The 19,991-nt window shown below is 71.5% G+C and carries 20 protein-coding genes; 12 read left to right on the forward strand and 8 right to left on the reverse strand.

Going from position 1 to position 19,991, the window contains the following annotated elements; translation table 11 throughout:
- The first annotated feature begins 11 nt into the window (after positions 1–11).
- The 6 genes from OJ962_RS05720 (at position 12) to OJ962_RS05745 (ending at position 5,750) form a co-directional block, all read left to right on the forward strand.
- A complete protein-coding gene (locus tag OJ962_RS05720) occupies positions 12–197 on the forward strand; it encodes a hypothetical protein (RefSeq protein ID WP_202956154.1) in 186 nt (61 codons plus the stop codon).
- A gap of 13 nt (positions 198–210) precedes the next feature.
- Positions 211–1,101, forward strand: coding sequence for a hypothetical protein (locus tag OJ962_RS05725; RefSeq protein ID WP_202956155.1), 891 nt, complete (start codon positions 211–213; stop codon positions 1,099–1,101).
- Positions 1,102–1,124: 23 nt separating this feature from the next.
- Positions 1,125–3,086 (forward strand): acetate--CoA ligase, encoded by a 1,962-nt coding sequence (gene acs / locus OJ962_RS05730; protein WP_202956156.1) that lies wholly within the window; start codon positions 1,125–1,127, stop codon positions 3,084–3,086.
- Between the two features lie 88 nt (positions 3,087–3,174).
- Entirely contained in the window at positions 3,175–3,669 is a 495-nt protein-coding gene (locus OJ962_RS05735; protein ID WP_202956157.1) for a hypothetical protein, read from the forward strand.
- Between the two features lie 129 nt (positions 3,670–3,798).
- Positions 3,799–4,149 carry a DUF485 domain-containing protein gene (locus tag OJ962_RS05740; RefSeq protein WP_202956158.1) on the forward strand — a complete coding sequence of 117 codons (351 nt, stop codon included), beginning with the start codon at positions 3,799–3,801 and terminating at the stop codon, positions 4,147–4,149.
- A 41-nt stretch (positions 4,150–4,190) separates the two neighbouring features.
- The gene (locus OJ962_RS05745; RefSeq protein WP_238932078.1) at positions 4,191–5,750 is read left to right on the forward strand and encodes a solute symporter family protein; all 1,560 of its coding nucleotides are present in this window, start codon (positions 4,191–4,193) and stop codon (positions 5,748–5,750) included.
- 11 nt (positions 5,751–5,761) lie between these two features.
- Here the strand turns inward: OJ962_RS05745 and OJ962_RS05750 are convergent, their stop codons facing one another.
- Genes OJ962_RS05750 through OJ962_RS05765 form a run of 4 tightly spaced genes read right to left on the reverse strand, consistent with a single transcriptional unit; the run spans position 5,762 to position 9,653 of the window.
- Positions 5,762–7,393, reverse strand: coding sequence for a sodium/solute symporter (locus OJ962_RS05750; protein WP_202956160.1), 1,632 nt, complete (start codon positions 7,391–7,393; stop codon positions 5,762–5,764).
- On the reverse strand, positions 7,390–7,695 hold the full coding sequence (locus OJ962_RS05755; RefSeq protein WP_202956161.1) for a hypothetical protein: 306 nt from the start codon (positions 7,693–7,695) through the stop codon (positions 7,390–7,392). Before OJ962_RS05755 ends, OJ962_RS05750 begins: the two co-directional genes overlap by 4 nt.
- A 37-nt stretch (positions 7,696–7,732) precedes the next feature.
- The gene (locus OJ962_RS05760) at positions 7,733–8,431 is read right to left on the reverse strand and encodes a LytR/AlgR family response regulator transcription factor (RefSeq protein WP_202956162.1); all 699 of its coding nucleotides are present in this window, start codon (positions 8,429–8,431) and stop codon (positions 7,733–7,735) included.
- A gap of 43 nt (positions 8,432–8,474) precedes the next feature.
- Positions 8,475–9,653, reverse strand: a complete 1,179-nt coding sequence (locus tag OJ962_RS05765) for a histidine kinase (protein ID WP_202956163.1) — start codon at positions 9,651–9,653, stop codon at positions 8,475–8,477.
- A gap of 104 nt (positions 9,654–9,757) precedes the next feature.
- On the opposite strand from OJ962_RS05765, the gene OJ962_RS05770 reads away from it, so the two are divergent.
- The 5 genes from OJ962_RS05770 to OJ962_RS05790 all read left to right on the forward strand — a co-directional run bounded on the left by OJ962_RS05770 (position 9,758) and on the right by OJ962_RS05790 (position 15,911).
- The gene (locus OJ962_RS05770; RefSeq protein WP_202956164.1) at positions 9,758–10,276 is read left to right on the forward strand and encodes a hypothetical protein; all 519 of its coding nucleotides are present in this window, start codon (positions 9,758–9,760) and stop codon (positions 10,274–10,276) included.
- A 16-nt stretch (positions 10,277–10,292) separates the two neighbouring features.
- Entirely contained in the window at positions 10,293–11,165 is an 873-nt protein-coding gene (locus OJ962_RS05775) for a hypothetical protein (RefSeq protein ID WP_270006231.1), read from the forward strand.
- Between the two features lie 90 nt (positions 11,166–11,255).
- Positions 11,256–11,795 (forward strand): hypothetical protein, encoded by a 540-nt coding sequence (locus OJ962_RS05780; RefSeq protein WP_270006232.1) that lies wholly within the window; start codon positions 11,256–11,258, stop codon positions 11,793–11,795.
- Between the two features lie 69 nt (positions 11,796–11,864).
- Positions 11,865–13,430 (forward strand): acyl-CoA synthetase, encoded by a 1,566-nt coding sequence (locus OJ962_RS05785; protein WP_202956167.1) that lies wholly within the window; start codon positions 11,865–11,867, stop codon positions 13,428–13,430.
- A 3-nt stretch (positions 13,431–13,433) separates the two neighbouring features.
- A complete protein-coding gene (locus tag OJ962_RS05790; RefSeq protein ID WP_202956168.1) occupies positions 13,434–15,911 on the forward strand; it encodes a transglutaminase-like domain-containing protein in 2,478 nt (825 codons plus the stop codon).
- A gap of 57 nt (positions 15,912–15,968) precedes the next feature.
- Here the strand turns inward: OJ962_RS05790 and OJ962_RS05795 are convergent, their stop codons facing one another.
- Genes OJ962_RS05795 through OJ962_RS05805 form a run of 3 tightly spaced genes read right to left on the reverse strand, consistent with a single transcriptional unit; the run spans position 15,969 to position 18,390 of the window.
- Complete coding sequence (locus OJ962_RS05795) at positions 15,969–16,487, reverse strand: thermonuclease family protein (RefSeq protein ID WP_202956169.1); 519 nt, start codon at positions 16,485–16,487, stop codon at positions 15,969–15,971.
- Positions 16,445–16,816 (reverse strand): nuclear transport factor 2 family protein, encoded by a 372-nt coding sequence (locus OJ962_RS05800; RefSeq protein ID WP_202956170.1) that lies wholly within the window; start codon positions 16,814–16,816, stop codon positions 16,445–16,447. Before OJ962_RS05800 ends, OJ962_RS05795 begins: the two co-directional genes overlap by 43 nt.
- Positions 16,813–18,390 (reverse strand): FAD-dependent thymidylate synthase, encoded by a 1,578-nt coding sequence (locus tag OJ962_RS05805; protein ID WP_202956171.1) that lies wholly within the window; start codon positions 18,388–18,390, stop codon positions 16,813–16,815. The genes OJ962_RS05800 and OJ962_RS05805 overlap by 4 nt, the downstream gene beginning before the upstream one ends.
- Positions 18,391–18,429: 39 nt before the next feature.
- Between OJ962_RS05805 and OJ962_RS05810 the strand changes: the two genes are divergently transcribed.
- Positions 18,430–18,834 carry a VOC family protein gene (locus OJ962_RS05810; protein WP_202956172.1) on the forward strand — a complete coding sequence of 135 codons (405 nt, stop codon included), beginning with the start codon at positions 18,430–18,432 and terminating at the stop codon, positions 18,832–18,834.
- Here the strand turns inward: OJ962_RS05810 and OJ962_RS05815 are convergent.
- Positions 18,816–19,967, reverse strand: a complete 1,152-nt coding sequence (locus tag OJ962_RS05815) for a hypothetical protein (protein ID WP_202956173.1) — start codon at positions 19,965–19,967, stop codon at positions 18,816–18,818. The genes OJ962_RS05810 and OJ962_RS05815 overlap by 19 nt on opposite strands.
- Positions 19,968–19,991 lie beyond the last annotated feature (24 nt).

Raw genomic sequence — 19,991 nt, forward strand, 5'->3', positions numbered from 1 at the left:
CTTGCGCGATCGTGGCCTACAGAAGCGCGGCACAGCTCCGCAACACCCGCCGCATCGAGGCGCTGATCAAGCTCGCGGCGCCCGCGCTCAACGTCGTCCTGTACGCGGGTGACAAGGCGTCCCGGATCGCCGGCCGCGATCAACTCGGCCCGGAGCCGGCGCGCCGAGTCGGGCTTCCCCCGAGCATGCGCGACTAGAGTGTCAGCGGACGTGGCCGCCGCAACGCTGGATCCTGAAAAGACGCTCTCGTGGGAGAGGCGCCACCGTACGCGTGCCGCCATCGCGGCGCTGCTCGGAACGCTCGGCCTGCTCGTCTACTTCATCTCGGGTGAGGTGCTGCGCGCCGACGGGCCGCGCATCAGCGGCCTGGACGCGATCGTGCGCGGCGCGCAGCCCGGCCGGGTCGCCGAGCTCGAGTCACTGCGGGTCGCCGAGTTCCAGTACCTGCAGGACAACCAGCTGCTCGTGCTCGGCATCGGCATCGGCGGGCTCGTCGGCTTCATCGGCATGGCCTGGGTCGCCGGCTTCCTCGGCGTCGCCGTGCGCGGCCGGGCAGCCGAGTTCAAGCGCTTCCTCGTCTACGTCCCGATCATCGGCGGCGTCGTCCTCGGCCTCGGGACGCTGATCGTGCAGGGCTCGGTCGTCGTGCTCACCAACGAGTTCATGGACGGCACGCGCACGGTCGAGGAGGCGACCCGGCCGCAGAACAGCTTCCAGCAGTTCGGCCAGATCATGTTCAGCATCGGCTCGCTGCTGCTGGCCGTCGGGCTCGTGATCATCTCGCTCAACGCGATGCGCGTCGGGCTGCTCACCAAGCTCTTCGGCTACCTCGGGATCGTCGCCGGCGCGATGTTCGTCATCTATCCGCTGCCGGTCGTGCAGGTCTTCTGGGTCGCCGGTCTCGGCGTGTTGTTCCTCGGCCGCTGGCCGGGAGGAGATCCGCCCGCGTGGAGAACGGGTAAGGCGGAGCCGTGGCCGACCGCGGCCGAGCTCGCGCAGGCCCGCGCCGAGCGGCTCGGCCATGCGGCGCCGCAGCCGGCTCCGGCGCAGGCGCCCAAGGCGCCCAGCGCGGGCCGCAGCAAGCGAAAGAAGCGTTCCTAAGACACACCAGGGGAGGAGATCGCATGGCGACGCTCGAGGACCAACTCGAGGAGCTGCTGGACCAGGAGACGTTCTCGCCACCGGACGGCTTCAAGGAGCAGGCCGTCGTCTCCGACGCTGCGATCTACGACCAGGCCGAGGACTACGAGGCGTTCTGGGCCGAGCGCGCCGGGGCGCTGCACTGGGACACCAAGTGGGACCAGGTGCTGGACTGGTCGAACCCGCCGTTCGCGAAGTGGTTCGTGGGCGGCAAGCTCAACGTCGCCTACAACTGCGTCGACCGCCACGTCGAGGCCGGCCACGGCAACCGCGTCGCCTACCACTGGCGCGGTGAGGAGGGCGAAGAGGTCGACATCACCTACGCCGACCTGCACCGGGACGTCCAGAAGTTCGCCAACGCGCTGACCGACCTGGGCGTCGCGAAGGGCGACGTGGTCGCGATCTATCTGCCGATGATCCCCGAGGTCGCGGTCGCGATGCTCGCGTGCGCGCGCATCGGCGCGATCCACAACGTGGTCTTCGGCGGCTTCAGCGCCGAGTCGGTCAAGGAGCGGATCGAGTTCTCCGAGGCCAAGACGCTGATCACGGTCGACGGCGCGCGCCGCAAGGGCAAGACCGCGCCGATCAAGGAGACGGTCGATGAGGTCATCGGCGACCTCGTGGACCGGATCGTCGTCGTCGAGAAGACGGGCAACGGCGCGCCGATGAAGGACGGGCGCGACCACTCCTACGCGCAGCTCCTCGAGAACGCCGCGGCCGAGCACACGCCGGAGCCGATGGACGCCGAGGACCCGCTCTACATCCTCTACACGTCCGGCTCGACCGCCAAGCCGAAGGGCATCCTGCACACGACGGGCGGCTACCTCACCGGCGTCGCCTACACGCACAAGGCCGTCTTCGACCTCAAGCCGGACGAGGACATCTACTGGTGCGCAGCCGACGTCGGCTGGGTCACCGGCCACAGCTACATCATCTACGGACCGCTGGCCAACGGCGCGACGTCGGTGATGTGGGAGGGCGCGCCGGACTACCCCGCCAAGGACATCTGGTGGGAGATCGTCGAGCGCTACAAGGTGACGATCATGTACTGCGCGCCGACCGCGATCCGCGCGTGCATGAAGTGGGGCGCCGAGCACCCTGAGAAGCACGACCTCTCGAGCCTGCGCCTGCTCGGCACCGTGGGCGAGCCGATCAACCCCAAGGCCTGGCTCTGGTACTGGAAGGTGATCGGCGGCGGCAAGGCGCCGATCGTCGACACCTGGTGGCAGACCGAGACGGGCTCGATCATGATCACCACGCTGCCGGGCCTGCTGGACACCAAGCCCGGCTCGGCCGGCCGCCCGCTGCCCGGCATCGAGGCCGCGGTCGTCGACGAGGAGGGCAAGGACGTCGACGAGGGGCAGGGCTACCTGATCCTCAAGCGGCCCTGGCCTTCGATGCTGCGGACCCTCTACAAGGAGGACGACCGCTTCGTCGAGACGTACTTCTCGAAGTTCGGGAAGGATACGTACCTCGTCGGCGACGCCGCCCGCAAGGACGAAGACGGCTACTTCTGGATCATCGGGCGCATCGACGACGTCGTGAACGTGAGCGGCCACCGGCTCTCCACCGCCGAGGTCGAGTCCGCGATCGTCTCGCACCCGAAGGTCGCCGAGGCCGCCGTCATCGGCCAGGCCGACGAGGACACCGGCCAGGCCATCACGGCGTTCGTGACGCTCGAGGGCGCCGACGACGACGGCGACGACGCGCTGATCGGCGAGATCCGCGAGCGCGTCGCCGCCCGCATCGGCAAGTTCGCCCGCCCCAAGCGCATCATCTGGGCCGGCGACCTTCCCAAGACCCGCTCGGGCAAGATCATGCGCCGCCTGCTGCGCGACATCGCCGAGGGCCGCGAGCTCGGCGACGTCACGACGCTGCGCGACCCGGACGTGATGGCGCAGCTGGAGGGCAAGATCAAGGAGCGCGACGCCTCCGGCGAAGGCTAGGTGCGGGCACCCGCACCCGAGAACTTCAGGGATAGGTTCGGGGCCGGGTGCCGATGTCACGGCGCCCGGCGGCGCCGATGATGGCGCCATGAACCGACTCTTCCTCAGCCTGCTGGCTGCGCTGATCCTCACCCTGGCCGGGGCGGGCACCGCCTCGGCCGCCAACGCCCCGATGGGGCTCGTCATCGACGGCGGTGGCTGGTTCTCGGTCACCGACGAGGACGTCTGGAGCAAGGAATCCAAGACGTGGAGCCTCGGCGGCATCACCGTCGGCGTCCTCGGGTCCGGCAACAGCACCTTCAACTACAAGTACTCGCGCTGCTACGGCGGTGAAGTGCGCGCCGAGCTCATCATCACCGGGTATCGCTGGAAGACGTCCACCGAGGCGACGGTCACCGCCCACATCGACCTGTACGAGGGGGCGAGCTGCGCGACGACCGACTTCGACGGCCAGTCCGAGCTGTACACGTTCAACATCAAGATGGGCCAGACGATCGGCGTGTACCTGAACGCGATCAACGACCACGAGGACGCCGCCGACGGTGGGCACACGCTGTTCCGGCTGCGGGCGGTGCCCGCGTAGGGGGAATCCGTCCGTCGTGGTGGCGCGACCGTTCGTCGCGCCACAACCACCGTCCGTCGATTGCGCGTTTCGATACTTGCGCGGTCGCGCAAGGCTCCTCCAAATCGCTGCAAGGAGGAGAGAGACGCGATGCCGGACTGGGAACGCATCGAGCGCTCGGACGAGTTCAGAGAGCTCGTCAAGCGCCGGAAGAGCTTCGTCGTACCCGCGACGATCTTCTTCCTCGCGTACTACATGGGCTTCATCCTGCTCGCGGGGTACGCGAGCGACTTCATGGGCGAGTCGGTCTACCAGGGGCTGACCGTCGGCTACTGCCTCGCGCTGACCCAGTTCCTGATGGTCTTCGTGCTGGGCATCTGGTACCTGCGCAAGTCCGAGAACGAGTTCGACCCGCTCGCGGACAAGGTCGTCGAGGCGGCCGCGGAGGCCGAGGACGCGCGCTTCGTGCGTAAGGACGAGGGAACCGGGGTGAAGGCCTGATGGTGTCCCTCTTCGCTGAGGTCAACGTCGAAGCGCTGGTGATGGCGGCGATCATCCTCGCCATCACGCTCGGCATCACGTTCTGGGCGTCCAAGAAGGCGTCCAGCGCGGTCGGCTTCTACGCTGCCGGCCGGCAGATCACCGGCCGCCAGAACGGGCTCGCGATCTCGGGCGACTACCTGTCGGCCGCGTCGTTCCTGGGCATCGCCGGCCTGATCTTCCTGTACGGCTTCGACGGGTTCCTGTACTCGATCGGCTTCCTCGTCGCGTTCCTCACGGTCATGTTCCTGCTGGCCGAGCGGATGCGCAACGCGGGCAAGTACACGATCGCCGACGTGCTGTCGTTCCGCCTGAACGAGACCCCGGCGCGCGCCGCCGCCGCGCTCGGCACGTTCGCGGTCGTCACCTTCTACCTGATCGCGCAGATGGTCGGCGCGGGCGTGCTGATCGAGAAGCTCGTCGGCATCAACTTCTCGCTCGCGGTGATCCTGACCGGCGTCTTCATGCTCTGCTACGTGATCTTCGGCGGCATGGTCGCCACCACGTGGGTGCAGATCGTCAAGGCCGTCCTGCTGATGGCGGGCATCTTCATGATGTCGGTGTTCGTGCTCGCGAAGGTCGGCTTCAACCCGGTGGAGCTGTTCAACCGCGCGGACGCGAACAAGGGGCCGGACTCGACCTTCTCGCTGGCGCCCGGCACCTACCTGCCGAAGCCGCTGGACACCGTGTCCCTGGGCCTCGCGCTCGTGCTCGGCACCGCCGGCCTGCCGCACATCCTGATGCGGTTCTTCACCGTGCCCAACGCCAAGGCCGCGCGCTCGTCCGTGGTCTGGGCGATGTTCATCATCGGCTTCTTCTACCTGCTGACGACGTTCATCGGCTTCGGCGCGCGCGCCTTCCTGGGCGAGGGCGGCGTGGAGGCCGCGGGCACCGGCGGCAACCTCGCGGCCCCGATCCTGGCCGAGTTCCTCGGCGGCGGCGAGGGCACGTTCGGCGGCTCACTGTTCCTCGCGTTCATCGCCGGCGTCGCGTTCGCGACGATCCTCGCGGTGGTCGCGGGCCTCGTGCTCAGCGCCTCGGCGGCGTTCAGCCACGACATCTGGTCCTCGATCGTCCGCAAGGGCAAGGACTCCGAGCACGAAGAGGTGCTCGTGGCGCGGATCGCCGCGTTCGCCATCGGCGTGATCGCGATCATCATCGCCGTCATCGGCGGCTCCGGCCTGAACGTCTCGTTCATGGTGGGTCTGGCGTTCGCGGTGGCCGCGAGCGCGAACTTCCCGGCGCTGCTGCTCGCGCTGAGCTGGCGGCGCTTCAACACGACGGGCGCGATCGTGGGCGTGGTGACGGGCGTGGTCAGCTCGATCTTCCTCGTCATCGTGAGCCCCAAGGTGTGGCCCGGCGCGGACACCGTCACGGGCTCGCCGATCGGCTGGACGCTCAACAACCCGGGCATCATCTCGATCCCGCTCGGGTTCCTCGGCTGCTTCCTCGGCACGATCCTCAGCAGCGGCAAGCCGTCCGAGCACAGCAGCTACGACGAGCTGTTCGTGCGCGCGGAGACGGGCCTGGGCTCCGAGCGAGCCTTGGAGAAGGTCGCCTAACAGGCATAGGGTCAGGGGGACACCGGCTCCGGAACGTGCAGCGCCGCCATCACGGCGCTCACGTTCTGGGGCGGCCTGCGCAGCGAGATCACGATCATCGCCGCGAACGCGATCGGCACGGAGACGGCCGCGGGCTGGGTGAGGATGGCGCCCGCGGCCGTTTCCTGCGACACGTCGCCGATCAGCCCTGCGGCGATCATGCCGGTCGCGACCGTCGCGCCGGCGAGCATGCCCGCCGCGGCGCCGGACGCCGTCAGGCGCGGCCACCAGACGCCGAGCAGCAGCAGCGGGCAGAACGTGCTCGCCGCGAGCGCGAAGGCCCAGCCGACGAGCACGCTGATGTCCACGTTCGGCGTGGCGAGCGCGAGCAGCGCGGGCGGCAGCATGCCGACCACGCTGACGATGCGAAAGCGCGTGCGTCGCTTGCGCGCCTTCCCGGGCACGACGTCGTGGGAGACCGTGCCGGCGATGCTCACCAGCAGGCCGGAGGCGGTGCTCATGAACGCCGCGAATGCGCCGGCGGCGACGATCGCGGCCAGGATGTCGCCCATCGGGCCGGGCCACGCGGCGGCCGGGACGCGCAGGACCACGGAGTCGGTGTCGCCGGTGACGTAGAGCTCGGGCGTGAACGCGCGGCCGAGCAGGCCGTAGACGGCGGGGAACAGGTAGAAGACGCCGAGCAGGCCGAGCACGCGCACCGTGGTCCGGCGCGCGGCGCTCCCGTCCGGGTTGGTGTAGAAGCGGACGAGGATGTGCGGTAGCCCCATCGTGCCCAGGAAGGTGGCGAGCAGCAGGCTGTAGATGAGGATCGGCGAGCCGCGGCCGGACTCCGCGACGGGGCGCGACCACTCGTCGCCGGTCTGGGCGTCGATGCCCTCGGCCACGGGGAACGCGTCGCCGCGCGCCAGCTCCACACGGCTCACGACCCGCGTCTCGCCGGTGTCGGGGAACGTGACGGGCCGCGGCGCGTCGAGCTCGATCACCATGGCGCGGTCCGCGCGGGGGATCTCCTCGCCGAACAGCGCCGCGCGAGCGGGGAGGCCGCCGAGGTGGATCAGCAGCAGCAGCGCCGGGAACGCGATCGCGAACACCTTCACCCAGTACTGGAAGGCCTGCACGTAGGTGACGCCGCGCATGCCGCCGAGGCTGACGTTGAGCGCGACGATCAGGCTCACGAGCGCGACGCCGACCCAGTACGGCGCGTCGGTGATGGCGCGCAGCGTCACCCCCGCGCCCTTGAGCTGCGGCACCAGGTAGCAGCCGCTGATCAGCAGCACGATGCCGGCGGCGAGCAGGCGCATGTACGGCGCGGGCAGGCGGGCCTCGGCGAAGTCGGGGATCGTGTAGGAGCCGAACCGCCGCAGCGGCGCGGCCACGAACAGCAGCAGCGTCAGGTAGCCCGCGGTGAAGCCGACCGGGAGCCACAACGCGCTGGCTCCGAACTTCAGCATCAGCCCGGAGACGCCCAGGAAGCTCGCCGCGCTCAGGTACTCGCCGGAAATCGCGGCCGCGTTCCACCACGGCGAGACGGCGCGCGACGCGACGAACAGGTCCGACGTGGTGCGGGCGAGCTTGACGCCGTAGGTGCCGATGCCGAGCGCTGCGCCCGTCACCGCGATCACGGCGATGATCGAGAGCGTCATTCGACGAGGTCGCGGAACGCTTCGTCGAGCCCGTCGGCGCGACGCTGTTCGAGCCAGCCGATGAAGAAGAACAGTGGGAACGGCGGGACGACCACGAGCCAGATCGGCACCGGGACGCCGAGCACCTGGGTGTCGTGCAGGCCGGGCAGCAGGTAGAGGATCAGCGGCAGCGCGCCGATCGCACCGCCGAACGCGACGAGGCTCAGAAGCGCGAGCCGCAGCTGCTCGCGGCGCAGGCGGCGCAGATAGACCGCGGCGTGGGCGGTCGCCTCGGAGAGGTCTTCGGAGGGGAGCCGGCTCACAGGACCACCCGTTCCGAGGGATTCCCTGACGGCACGCTCACGAGCGCAACCGCCGGCGCAGCTCGGCCACCTCGCGGCGGGCGATCGGGAGCTCGCCGCCGTCGGCCAGGATCAGCACGGCGGTGCCGTTGAGCTGCGGCCGGACCTCGGTCACGCGCGAGAGGTTGACGAGGTAGCGCCGGTGCACGCGGTGAAAGCCGTGCGGCGCCCAGCGACGCTCGATCTCGTTCAGCGTGCCGCGGACGAGGTGGCGGGCGTCGGCGGTGACGACGCGCACGTAGTCCCCGTGGGCCTGCAGGTAGAGGATGTCCGCGCGCTGGACGAGGCGTGTGCCGCCGCCGGGCGCGTCGACCGCGAGCGTCTGCGTCGTGTCCTCCGGCTTCGCCTCGATCCGCCCGAGCGCCTCGGCCACGCGCGCCTTGGACACCGGCTTGAGCAGGTAGTCGAGCGCGCGCAGCTCGAACGCCTCGACCGCAGCGGACTCGTACGCCGAGACGAAGATCAGCGCCGGCGGCGCCGCGAAGCGCCGCAGCACGCGGGCGAGCTCGACGCCGTCGAGTCCCGGCATGCGCACGTCGAGGAAGACGGCGTCGTAGTGCTCGCCGCCGGCGAGCGCGTGCAGCGCCTCCTCACCGGACTCGGCCGTGTCCACCTCGGAGACCGACGGCTGCGCGCGCAGGACGCGGGCGAGGTCGTCGAGCGCGGGCCGCTCGTCGTCGACGGCCAGGATCTTCACGGGCCGCCCGCCTCCGGCGGCCCCGCGGCTTCGCCGCGCGCCGTCACGCCGCGCGCACCCCGGCGCGGAACTTCGGCACGAGCATCTTCACGACGGTCCCCTGTCCGGGCGTCGACTCCACCTCCAGACCGTACTCGGGCCCGAACGTCGACTGCAGCCGCGCGTGCACGTTCGCGAGCCCGATCCCGCCCGCGCGGCCGTGCAGCGCGGCGTCCGCCGCCTCGGCGTCCATGCCGGCGCCGCCGTCGCGGACGGTCAGCTCCACGTCGGTGTCGAGGTCCGCGCCGAGGATCTCCACGCGGCACGGTCCGACCGCCTTCTCCACGCCGTGCCGGACCGCGTTCTCCACCAAGGGCTGCATGCTCAGCACGGGCACGACCGCGGTGAGCACCTCGGGCGCGACCGACACGCGCACGTCCAGCCGGTCGCCGAAGCGCGCCTGCTCGAGCCGCAGGTACTTCTCGACGTAGTGCAGCTCGTCGGCCAGCGTCACGTAGGAGCGGTTGCCGCGGAACGCGTAGCGCGTGAACTCCGCGAACTCGGTCAGCAGCTCGCGCGCCTCCTCCGGCTTGGTGTGGATGCTGTTCGCCACGGCCGCGAGCGCGTTGTAGATGAAGTGCGGCGAGATCTGCGCGCGCAGCGCCCGCAGCTCGGCCTGCGCGAGCCGCTCCTCCTGCTCGGCCAGCACGGACAGCTCGACCTGCGCGGACACGAGTGCCGCGACCTCGCTCACCACCCGCGTGTCCTCCGGCCGCAGCCGCCGCTCCGGCCCGTAGAACGCCGCCAGCCGGCCGATCCGCTCGCCGCCGACCATCAGCGGCGCGACCACCGTGTTCCCGAACGGCGCCGGCCCGCTGTGCACCTCCACCCGGCTCGAGTCCGGCAGCCAATCGAGCGCGTTTCCTAAAGAGGGACAGTCCCTCTTTAGCGACACATGTCGCGTTTCCGCCGGGAGGCCGTCGGCCGCGAGGACGGTCTCGCCGTCGTCGATCAGCACGCCTGCGGCCTGGGTGAGCGCGTGCAGGTGGCCGATCGCCTTGCCGGCCGACTCGCGCGTGAGCCCTTTGCGCAGGTGTGGGAGGGTCGCCGCCGCGGCGTGCAGCGCCGCGCGCACGCCCTCCTCGCCCGGCGCCAGCACCCGTCGCGGCGCGAGCAGCCGGCTGACCGCGAACACCGAGGCGCTGAGCACGACGCCCAGCAGCACGCCCAGGAGAACGTCCACGGACGAAAGCTATCCGCACCCGACCCGTGCGGGAGCCCACACCCGCAAAGATCAGGGGGCGATCACCGATGCGCCGCGCATCGCGGGCCACGAGCATGCGTCCCATGAGAACGACACTTTCCCGGCTGCTCCTGACCGCCCTGACCGTCGCCGCCTTCGCGGGGCTCACGACGTCCGCCTCGGCCGCGTCGTGGGGCAACGAGCACGCCAAGGTCCGCGCGTACCTCGGCCACATCGGCATCACCGACCACGAGGGCAGCGGCAACCATGAGTACAAGCAGTACAAGTTCGACGGTCGGGTGTTCGGCAAGCTCTCGCCGACGAGCCTGAGCTTCAAGGCGTCCCCGGCCTACTGCGCCGGCGACGAGGTGCGGGTGCACGTCGTCGTGACCGGCCAGACCTGGGTCAACGACCGCACCATGAAGGTCACCGCCCAGCTGGTGATGTATGAGGGCGCGAGCTGCAACAGCGACGACCTCGACGGCGTCAGCGCGCCGATCACGTTCAACATGCAGCCGGGCGACATGGCGACCAAGTACCTGCACGTCGACAACACGGACGAGGGCGGCGACTGGGCCGGCGCCTGGATCACGTTCGAGGCGCTCAAGGGCGTCGGGGTCTGAGAGCATGCGGCGCGCGATGCGCCGCGCTCCGTGGGTCCTGATCGCGTTCGTCCTGCTCGTCCCCACGCGGGCCGACGCCGCCTGTGGCGTCAAGCCCGCGCGGGCCGAGTACGAGACGCCCGAGGTCCAGGTCTACGCGCGCGGCTCCAAGCTCCTCGCCTGCCATCGCGCCACGCGGCGTGAGCGGCAGGTCGGGGTGCGTGTCAACGACGGTATGGGCACCGACGAGTCCTCCTACGTCAGCGGGATCGTCGGGCGGCGCTGGCTGTGGACGACGATGCACGCGTCGTTCGCCGAGTCGCCCGACGTGCGCGAGGACACGCTGACCGACCTGCGGACCGGTGACTCGGTCACGGTCGGCAACGAGGAGGCGGACGTGGTCGCGTTGCCGGGCATGCTGGTCTTCGCCTCCGACGAGGGCGTCACCGCGCACTTCAGCGACCGGCGACCCGTCGAGCGGCTGAGTGCGGAGCCGGCCTCGCACCCCGCGGGAGCCGGAGCGCGGCTGTACTGGACGGAGGGGACGACGGTGGCGCGCACGCGGGTCTTCACGCTGCCCGCGGGCGATCCGCCGCGGCCACGTCCGCTCGCCCGCACGGTCGGGCGCTGCGCGCCGCGGCGCGGCGCACGGCTGATCCTGCGCGACGGCAACCTGGTGGTGAGCCGCGCGGCCGGGGCGACGTGGGCGTGCCGCGGCACGAAGCAGCGCCGGGTCTCGGACTCGCCGGAGGTGACCGCGCTGACGCCGCGCCATCTGCTGCACCCTGGCGGCGTGTTCTCCGTCTCCGACGGCCGGCGGCGGACGCTGGAAGGCGCCGAGCCCGCGACCGACCTCACCACCCGCTACTGGCTCGACGGGGCCGGCGTGCCGCAGCGCGCGGACTTCTGAGTTCGTCGCGCGGTCGGCGCCCGGGGACAAGGGCACGGATCAGTGAGGTGCCTGATGCCGGCGCCGACGACGGCCGCGAGCATCGCCGGCATGAGCACGACCCTCTCCCGATTGCTGCTCGTCGCGCTGACCATCACCGCGTTCGCCGGTCTCTCCTCGTCCGCGAACGCGCAGACCCCGTGGCAGTTCCCGTACTGGAGCGATGGTGAGACCCTCAAGCTCGTCGCCATGCCCGGCTCGTCGATGAAGATCGTCGACGACGAGTGGGGCGCCGACGAGGTCCAGATCCACGACCTCTACGGCACCGTGTTCGGACCCGTCGGCTCCCTCCCGACCTACAAGCTGCAGTCCTTCTCCCGTTGCACGGGCGACGAGGTCCGCGGCGCCGTCTACTCGACCGTCACCGCGGCGGCGGACCACCAGATCCGGCTCAAGAAGCTGCGGCTCGAGCTCTATGAGGGCCAGAACTGCGCCGCGCCGATCATGAAGGACTACATCCAGCTGCCCTATTCGATCTGGTTCGACGCCTACGACAGCCACACCGTCACGCTCTACGCCAAGAACTACATGGACGGCGACGACTCGATCACGCTGACGCTCAAGCTCAAGGCCTATCCCCAGGTGCTCTGAGCGGAAGGCGCCGGCCCCACGGTCGGCGCCTATCCTCTTTCTGGCCGTCGCGAGACCGAGGGAGGAGCCGTGTCGCCGCAGTCCTACGAGGAAGCTGTCGCGAGCCACGCGTGGCACGTGCCGGAGCGGTACAACATCGCGCAGGACGTGTGCGACAAGCACCCGGCCGACAAGCCGGCGATGATCCACGAGCACTTCGACGGGACGGTCCGCGAGGTGCTCTGGGGCGAGCTGCAGGAGCGCTCCAACCGGTTCGCGCACGTGCTGCGGGCGCACGGGGTGCAGAAGGGCGACCGCGTGGCGATGCTGCTGCCGCCGACGCCCGAGACCGCGGCGGCGTTCTTCGGCACGTGGAAGTGCGGCGCGATCCTGCTGTCGATGTCGGTGCTCTACGGGGATGACGGGATCCGCCACCGCGTCAGCGACTCCCAGGCCAAGGTCCTCGTCACCAACGAGGCGAACAAGGACCGCGTCGACCCGGCGCTCGTCGAGCACGTGCTGGTGCTGGACGATGCGGTGTTCGCCGGCGGCGAGCCGGAGTTCGAGCCCGAGGACACGCTGGCCGACGATCCGGCGCAGCTCTACTACACGAGCGGCACGACGGGGCTGGCCAAGGGCATCATCCACGCGCACCGGTACCTGCTCGCGCACGAGGAGTTCATCTACTGCCACGACGTGCAGGACGGCGAGCGCTTTCACGGCATGGGGGAGTGGGCGTGGGCGGCGGGCATCGCGCCGCTGCTCGGGCCGTGGCGGCTCGGCGCGGTGCAACTCGTCTACCAGCGCGAGGGCGGCTTCGATCCGCACAAGCAGCTCGACTTCCTCTCCCGCCACGAGGTCTCGAACGTCTTCACGACGCCGACCGCGATGCGCTCGATGATGTCGATCGGCGACGCCGGGACCCGGTATCCGCAGAAGTTCCGGATCGTGTGCAGCGCCGGCGAGCCGCTCAACCCCGAGGCCATCCGCTGGTTCCGCGAGCAGTACGGGGTGACCGTGCTCGACTATTACGGGCTCACCGAGTCCTACCCCCTGTGCGCCAACTTCCCGTTCATGGAGGTGCGCGAGGGCTCGATGGGCAAGCCGATGCCCGGCTGGGACGTGCAGATCCTCGACCAGGACGAGCACCCGGTGCCGCAGGGCGAGCGCGGCGAGATCTGCCTGCGCGCGCGCTCGAATCCGCACTATCCGCTCGGCTACTGGCGCAACGAGGAGGCCGCGCGCGAGACGTTCGGCGGCGAGTGGTTCCACACCAAGGACGCCGCCCGCTTCGACGAGGACGGCTACGTCTGGTACGAGGGCCGCGCGGACGACGTGATCATCGCGGCCGGGTATCGGATCGGCCCGTTCGAGGTCGAAAGCGCCTGCTTGGAGCACCCCGCGGTGAAGGAGGCGGCGGCCGTCGCCTCGCCCGACGAGCGGCGGGGCAGCGTGGTCAAGGCGTTCATCGTGCTGGCCGAGGGGCACGACGGCTCCGACGAGCTCGTGGCCGAGATCCAGGCTCATGTGCGTAATCGCCTGTCCGCCTACGCGTACCCTCGGAGGATCGAGTTCGTCGACGACCTCCCGAAGACCCTGACCGGCAAGATCCGGCGCATCGAGCTGCGCCAGCGCGAGCTGGAGGGGAACGCCTAGCCCGTGGCCACGGCGGTCGTTGCAGGGCGGCGCGACCGGTCGCGCCCGGCCAACCGCGTGCTGTTGCCGCAGTGGGGCGCGCGGCTCTTCGGGCTGGCGGCGCTGAGCACGGTCGGCGCGCTGGAGTGGCAGCGCCTCGTGCAGGGCCTGTCCACGGGGCGCGTGCTGCTGTGGGTGCTCGCGGCCGTCGGGGCGGCGCTGGCCGTGCTGCTGGTGAGCGCGCCGCCGCGCCGGCACTGGCGCCTCGGGCCGCGCACGCGCGCGGCTGCGCTGCTCTTCATCGTGCTCGCGGCGCTGTTCGCCGGCTACCTGTTGGCCGGTCCGGAGCTGCGCCTGCTGCGTCCGCGCCACTGGGACGAGCTGGTCTCGGGCCTCGCCAGCGGGCTGCAGGCGCTCGGCACCGTGCGGCTGCCGTACGCGAGCGCCGACCCGTGGCCGCGGATCGTGCTCGAGCTGCTCGGCGCGCAGCTGCTGATCCTCGCGGGACTGCTCACGTTCTGGCCCCGTGTGGCGATGCGCTCGAGCGAGCGCGTGCCGCTGAAGGTGCCCGAGCGCGGCTATCCGTTCGTCGCGCTGGCCGTGATGATCGTCGTGGTCGCGTCGCCGATCATCTCGATCGGCGGCACCCGCCCGGTGCTGCTGGGGCTGATCATCGCCGCCCTCGCCGTGTGCTTCTTGTGGCTGGAGCGGCTGCCGCTGCGGCCGGGCCTGGGCGTGGCGGGGCTGCTCCTGCTCGCACTCGTGGGCGCGCTGCCGGTGGCCGCGACGGCCGACCGCGGCCAGCCGTGGTTCGACTACCGCGCCTTCGCCGAGAGCCTCGGGCCCGCCGATCCCGTGCGCTTCTCGTGGGCCCAGAGCTACGGGCCGATCACGTGGCCGCGCGAAGGCACTGAGGTGATGCGGATCGTCTCCGGTGACCCGCTGTACTGGAAGGCCCGCAACCTGGACACCTTCAACGGCGACGCCTGGCAGGTGCGCGAGGACGTGCAGGACACCGCGTTCTTCGACGAGCCGTGGGAAGCCGACGTGCCCGAGGAGTGGGATGACCGCCCGGCGTGGTCGAGCGAGATCGAGGTGTCGGTCAAGCGCGTGCAGACGACGGACGTGATCGGCGCGGGCACGATCACGGAGGTCAGCGACAACTCTGACCTGGTTCGGCCTGGCTTCTCGCCCGGCACCTGGGACGCGCCGAACGGGTTGCGCCGCAACGACTCCTACCGCGCACGCGTGTACGTGCCCAACCCGGTCGGGGACCGGCTCGAGGAGGCGACGACCGGCCGGGCCGAGCGCCAGGACGGCTCGCGCACCATCACGGTGCCGTTGCAGACCGGGCAGGAGATCGTGCAGGAAGGCGCGTTCGGCGGCAGGATCGGCGAGGCGCGCGTGTACTTCGCGCCGTTCGGCTCGATGGAGCCCTCCTACGCGACCTACCCGCGGCGCGGGGGACGGATCGAGCGCTCGATCGACGAGGTCATGGAGCGCTCGAGGTACGAGCGCACGTGGCAGCTCGTGCAGCGGCTCAAGTCCGAGTCCGACACGTCGCTGGACTTCATCCGCGCCGTCGACGCCTACCTGCACCAGCCCGAGTTCCGCTACGAGGAGCGCCCGCCGACCACGCCGCCGGGGAAGGAGCCGCTGGACTACTTCATCAACGAGTCGTTCCTCGGCTACTGCCAGCACTACGCGGGCGCGATGGCGCTGATGTTGCGCATGGGCGGGATCGCCGCGCGCGTCGCGACGGGCTTCTCGCCGGGCGGCTACTCGGAGTCCAAGCAGGCGTGGATCGTCCGCGACACCGACGCCCACGCGTGGGTCGAGGTCTGGTTCGACGAGATCGGCTGGGTGACGGTCGATCCGACGCCGGCCGCGACGCCCGCCCGCTCGCGCGTCGCCGGCTCGATCACGGCCCCGCCGGCCGCGGCGCAGGCGACGCCCGACAGCGGTGGCAACAGCACCGCCCCGGGCGCCGACGGGACGAACCCGCAGGCGGTGCGCCCGGACCTCCAGACGGGCACGGGCGACACCACCGCCGCGGACGACGAGGGCGGCAGCTGGCGCTGGCTGCTGTGGGTCGGCCTCGTGATCGCGGCGATCGCCCTCGTGCTGGCCGTGGTCCTGTTCATCCGCCGCCCGCGCGGGGCGACCCCGATGGACCGCGCGATCGCCGAGGTCGAGGACGCGTTGCGCCGCGTCGGCCGGCCCGTGTCCACGGGTACCACGTTGCGCGAGCTCGAGCGCCGGCTGGGATCGTCCTCGCCGGAGGTGGCTTCATACCTGCGGGCGCTCGCTTCGGGGCGCTACGCGCCGGTTCCGGAACGGCCCTCGCGGTCGGGGCGCCGCGCGCTGCGGCGCGCTCTGGCGCAGGGCCTGGGCTTCGGCGGCCGGCTGCGCGCGCTGTGGGCGATGCCGCCGCGCGTCGAGCGCGGCTGGTCCTCGCCGCGGTCGCGCACCCTGGAGGTCGACGCCTCCGTGCGCGCCTGAACCGGCATCGAGTGCTCAATTGGTCAACCAGAGGTTGACCAACCGACCGCTCGGCGACTAGGCGGCGCGGTGGAAGTCGCCGTTGCACGCGCCGTACACGCCCGCGCCCCGCGCCCGCGCGTCGGCCGCCGCCGAGCGGTATCGACCCGCCCGCGCGAACTCGACGTCCCCGTACACGTACGGCTTCGCCCAGCCGGACGCGACCATCGCCTCGCCGGCGTCCTTCCCGGCGACGCTCACATAGGCGAGCGTACGGCCGAACCGGTCGGTGGCGTCCTGGGTCGGGTCGCGCACGAGCGTGACCGTGCGGCCCTCCACGAGCCGGCGAAGGGCCGTGGCCGCCTTCTTGGAGCCGCACTCGACGGGCGTCTGCGGCCGGCGGCTCTCGGGCGTGTCGATGCCGAGCAGCCGGACCGTCTCGCCGCCGAGCTTGACCGTGTCTCCGTCGACGACGCGCGTCACACGGCCCCGGCGCTCGGTGCGGTCGGGCTCGGTGGTGACGGAGACGTCGGCGCAGCCCGCGCCGGCCAGCGCTAGGACCGCGGCGGCCCAGCGTGCGCCGCGAGCACGCGCCACGTCCCCTCCTCGCGCACCCAGGTCAGCGTGAGCGGCATGTCCAGCGTGCCCGGCTCGCCCGCGCGCTCGAACTCGTCGTGGACGACGCCGACGAGCACCGCGGTGTCGCCGTGCACGAGCACCTCGACCTCGAGCAGGTGCTGCGCCCGCCACACGAGGTCGCCCTCCGTGTTGCCGGCGATGTACGCGGTGCGGTCGCGCACGTCGCCGCGGTGCGTCGTCCAGCGCAGATCGGGGTGGTGCAGCTCGCGCAGGACGACCGGGTCGCGCGCCACGAGCGCCTCGGACCGCCGCGCCGCGGCGGCCAGGACCTCTTCGGCCGCGCTCACGCCGTGAGCTGCGCGCGGCGGGACTCGCCGCGGATCTCCGCCAGGATGCGCTCGAGGCGGGGCTCGGTCGAATGGTCGACGTGCTTCATCGTGGCGGCCACGGCGGGGTGGACGTCGGCGATCGCGGTGTGCATCGCCTGGGCGACGGCGCGGTAGCTCGAGTGGCCCTCGCGGGCGCTGCGCAGCTCGCACAGGTGCATCGCCTCGCGGGCATTGAGGTCCAGCACGTAGCGGATGCGGTAGCCGAGGCAGAGCGCGTACGGCGCCGCGTCCGTGAGGCCGGCCTCGTGCAGGCGCGCGTACTCGGCGCGGGAGCGGTCCAGCGCGCGCTCGTACAGGTCTCCGCACCCGGCGGCGACGACCTCCTCGGGCACCTCGGCGCCGAGGTCCGGCGTGAGGCCCTGCCACTGCACGGTGAGCATGCGGTGGCGCTGGAGGTCGCGGAACGCGCCGTAGTCGGAGACGATCTCGAAGCGGTAGCGTAGCGCCTCGAACCCGCGGCCCGGGCGGTGACGGCGGTTCGCGCGCTCGCCGACGAGGTCGCTGAGCATCGCCGCGCGCGCCTCGCTGTCCAGGTCCGCGACGGCGGCGAGCGTGCGCTCCTCCGGGACGCCGGCGGCCTCGAACAGCAGCGCGGCGAGCAGCTGGTCCTCGGTGCCGTCCACGTGCACGAGCCGCACGGACGAGCGCTCCTCGGCCGCCTCGTCACGGTCCAGACCGAGCCGCTGCACCCACGTGCGCTCGGCGGTGCGCCGGCCACTGAGGTAGTCGACCCACACGTCCCCGCGGCCCTCGCGCTCCACGCGCGAGACGAAGCTCGGGATGACCGACTTGACGGCCTCCAGCATCCGCTGCCCGCACAGCCGCGCCTCCGGCAACGGATGCGCGAGCAGGTGCAGGATCAGCTGCTCGTACATCTGGCCGCTGGCATAGATGCCCATGTGCGACAGTGACGCCGCGGGCAGCAGCCCGCGCAGCAGATCGAGCGCCTTGGCCTTCACGGCCCGCCGGCGCGCGGCCTCGGACTCCCCGGACGACGTCGGGTAGGACTCGTCCACCCACGCGCTCACGCGCGGCAGCGCCTCGGCGTAGGCGTCGAACAGGAAGTCCATCGACGCCGCGTACTCCGCCCCCAGCGACGCTTCGCGGTAGTAGCGGTAGCCGCCGCCGGGCATCGGCGCGTCGTAGGCGATGTAGCGCGTGGACTGCTCCAGGTAGCCCGCGATCCGCGGCCGTTGCAGCACCTTGGTGAGCACGTTCGAGCACCACTCGACCGCCAGGTGCGCCCCGCCCAGCTGCGCGACCGAGTCGTCCCCGTAGCCGACGAAGATCCGCTCGAACAGCTCCGCCGCCCGCGCGCCCTCGACGTCCTCGCCGCCACCGCGGCCCGCCGGCAACGTGTCCGCGAACTCGTCCAGGAACAGCCGCCGCAGCGTCCCCGGATAGCGCGAGTAGCGGGCGAACATGGCCGCCTTCACGGTCTCCGGCAGATCGACGAGCGCGAACACCGGCCCGTCGACGTTCGAGAAGTACGGGGCGAGGCGCGCGCGTTCGTCAGCGGTGAAGGACTCCACGGCTTCGACACTAGCGGGCAACACGGCAGAATCGGACCGATGGGCATCCCAGTTACCGGTGTTAGCGAGCTCGTGCTCGAGGTGGTCGATCTCGAGGCCGCCGAGGCCTTCTACAACGGCATCCTCGGCCTGCCGGTGGTGGACCGCTGGCCGGACCGCGAGGCGATCTGGGTGATGGCCGGCGACCGCACCCGGATCGGCCTCTGGCGCCCGCAGGTCGGCCTGGCGAAGGGCCGCGGCGGCATCCATGTCCACTTCGCCATGCACATCGCAGCCGACGACTACGAGGACGCCGTAGCGCACCTGCGCCAACAGGGCCTCGACGTCCTCGAGCACGAGTTCGGTACGCGGCCGCATTCGAGGGCGGCCTACGTCGACGACCCCGACGGCAACGTCGTCGAGCTGTGGACCTGGGACGTCGCGCATCACTTGACGCAGTCGTAGCGCTGTCGCTCGAACCCGCCCGCCCGCGCGGAGGCCGAGACCAACGAGCGGTGGACCTTGATGCGCTTGACGCTGCCGCCGAACTTCCAGCCGCCCTTGACCGACCCGGAGATGCCGCGCGTGTCGTCCTCGACCGAAGAGACGGTGCGTTCGATCGTGCCGTGCGTGGAGATCCGCTCGGCCGCCGCCGCGAGCGCCGCGCGATCGCGCCACGGCCACTTCATGGCCAGCAGCGGAGCGGCGACCGCCCGGTTCGCCGGGTCGCGCAGGTCGAGCCGCGACACGGTCTCCGTGACGCGGCTGTCCAGCTCGGACGCCGCGGCGTGCCGGAACGCGAGCTCGCGCGGGCCGTCCGGCCCGAACGTCACCTCGGCGAGCCACTCGTGCTTGCCCAACCCCGTGGACGGGGTGAGCGGCAGCTGCAGCTCCGGGCCGTCGGTGGCCACGCGGCCGTAGACCGTGACCACCCGGCCAGGCGCGATCCGCGCTCCGAGCGCGGCCTGGCCCGACGCGGCGACGCCGATCAGGTCGGCCTGTTCCTTGCCGCCGAACGCGAGGCCGAGCGCGGCGCTGACCTCCTCGCCGCCCTCGATCGAGTTCCACGCGGGAGGAAAGCGCTCCCACCGGAAGCCGTTGACCACGGCGTGGCGGAGGAACTCGTCCGCGGCCGCCTGGTCCGGGAACACCCACGCCCGCGCGGCCTGGACGCGGGCGGTCAAGCCGGCGTTGCCGCCGAGCTGGAACGCGACAGGGCCCACCGCGACGTCGTACCCCACGCCGCCGGAGCCTCCGGCGGTGCCGCTGGCGGACCGCACCACGGTCACCGTGCCGTCGGAGTTCGGCGTGACGGTCAGCGTGAGCCGGTGCCCGAGCTCGATGCTGAACGCGGTCCCCGTCGCCTCGTGCCCCGTGACGTCCGTCTTGAGCGGGCACGGGGCGAGCCCCGCGTCGCGGGCCATCCGCGCGTCGCAGATGTCCAGCCCCGCGATGCAGAGCGCGCGCTCCATCTGCGCGACGACGGCCGCGGCGACGGACGGCGCGCCCACCGCCGGCGCGGCGACGACGAGCAGCGCCGCGATGAGGGCGATCGCGGCGACGTACTCGATGGTGGCCTGGCCGGCGGTGGAGCGCACGACCGATAGAGGCGGCCCCGGAAG

It is taken from the genome of Solirubrobacter deserti, assembly GCF_027587175.1.
GTDB lineage: Bacteria > Actinomycetota > Thermoleophilia > Solirubrobacterales > Solirubrobacteraceae > Solirubrobacter > Solirubrobacter deserti.

What these genes read in the sequence shown, in the direction of transcription:
- acs (WP_202956156.1), top strand. Translation starts at nt 1,125, where the DNA reads ATGGCGACGCTCGAGGACCAACTCGAGGAGCTGCTGGACCAGGAGACG.
- OJ962_RS05735 (WP_202956157.1), top strand. Translation starts at nt 3,175, where the DNA reads ATGAACCGACTCTTCCTCAGCCTGCTGGCTGCGCTGATCCTCACCCTG.
- OJ962_RS05740 (WP_202956158.1), top strand. Translation starts at nt 3,799, where the DNA reads ATGCCGGACTGGGAACGCATCGAGCGCTCGGACGAGTTCAGAGAGCTC.
- OJ962_RS05745 (WP_238932078.1), top strand. Translation starts at nt 4,191, where the DNA reads ATGGCGGCGATCATCCTCGCCATCACGCTCGGCATCACGTTCTGGGCG.
- OJ962_RS05750 (WP_202956160.1), bottom strand. Translation starts at nt 7,393, where the DNA reads ATGACGCTCTCGATCATCGCCGTGATCGCGGTGACGGGCGCAGCGCTC.
- OJ962_RS05770 (WP_202956164.1), top strand. Translation starts at nt 9,758, where the DNA reads ATGAGAACGACACTTTCCCGGCTGCTCCTGACCGCCCTGACCGTCGCC.
- OJ962_RS05775 (WP_270006231.1), top strand. Translation starts at nt 10,293, where the DNA reads ATGCGCCGCGCTCCGTGGGTCCTGATCGCGTTCGTCCTGCTCGTCCCC.
- OJ962_RS05780 (WP_270006232.1), top strand. Translation starts at nt 11,256, where the DNA reads ATGAGCACGACCCTCTCCCGATTGCTGCTCGTCGCGCTGACCATCACC.
- OJ962_RS05810 (WP_202956172.1), top strand. Translation starts at nt 18,430, where the DNA reads ATGGGCATCCCAGTTACCGGTGTTAGCGAGCTCGTGCTCGAGGTGGTC.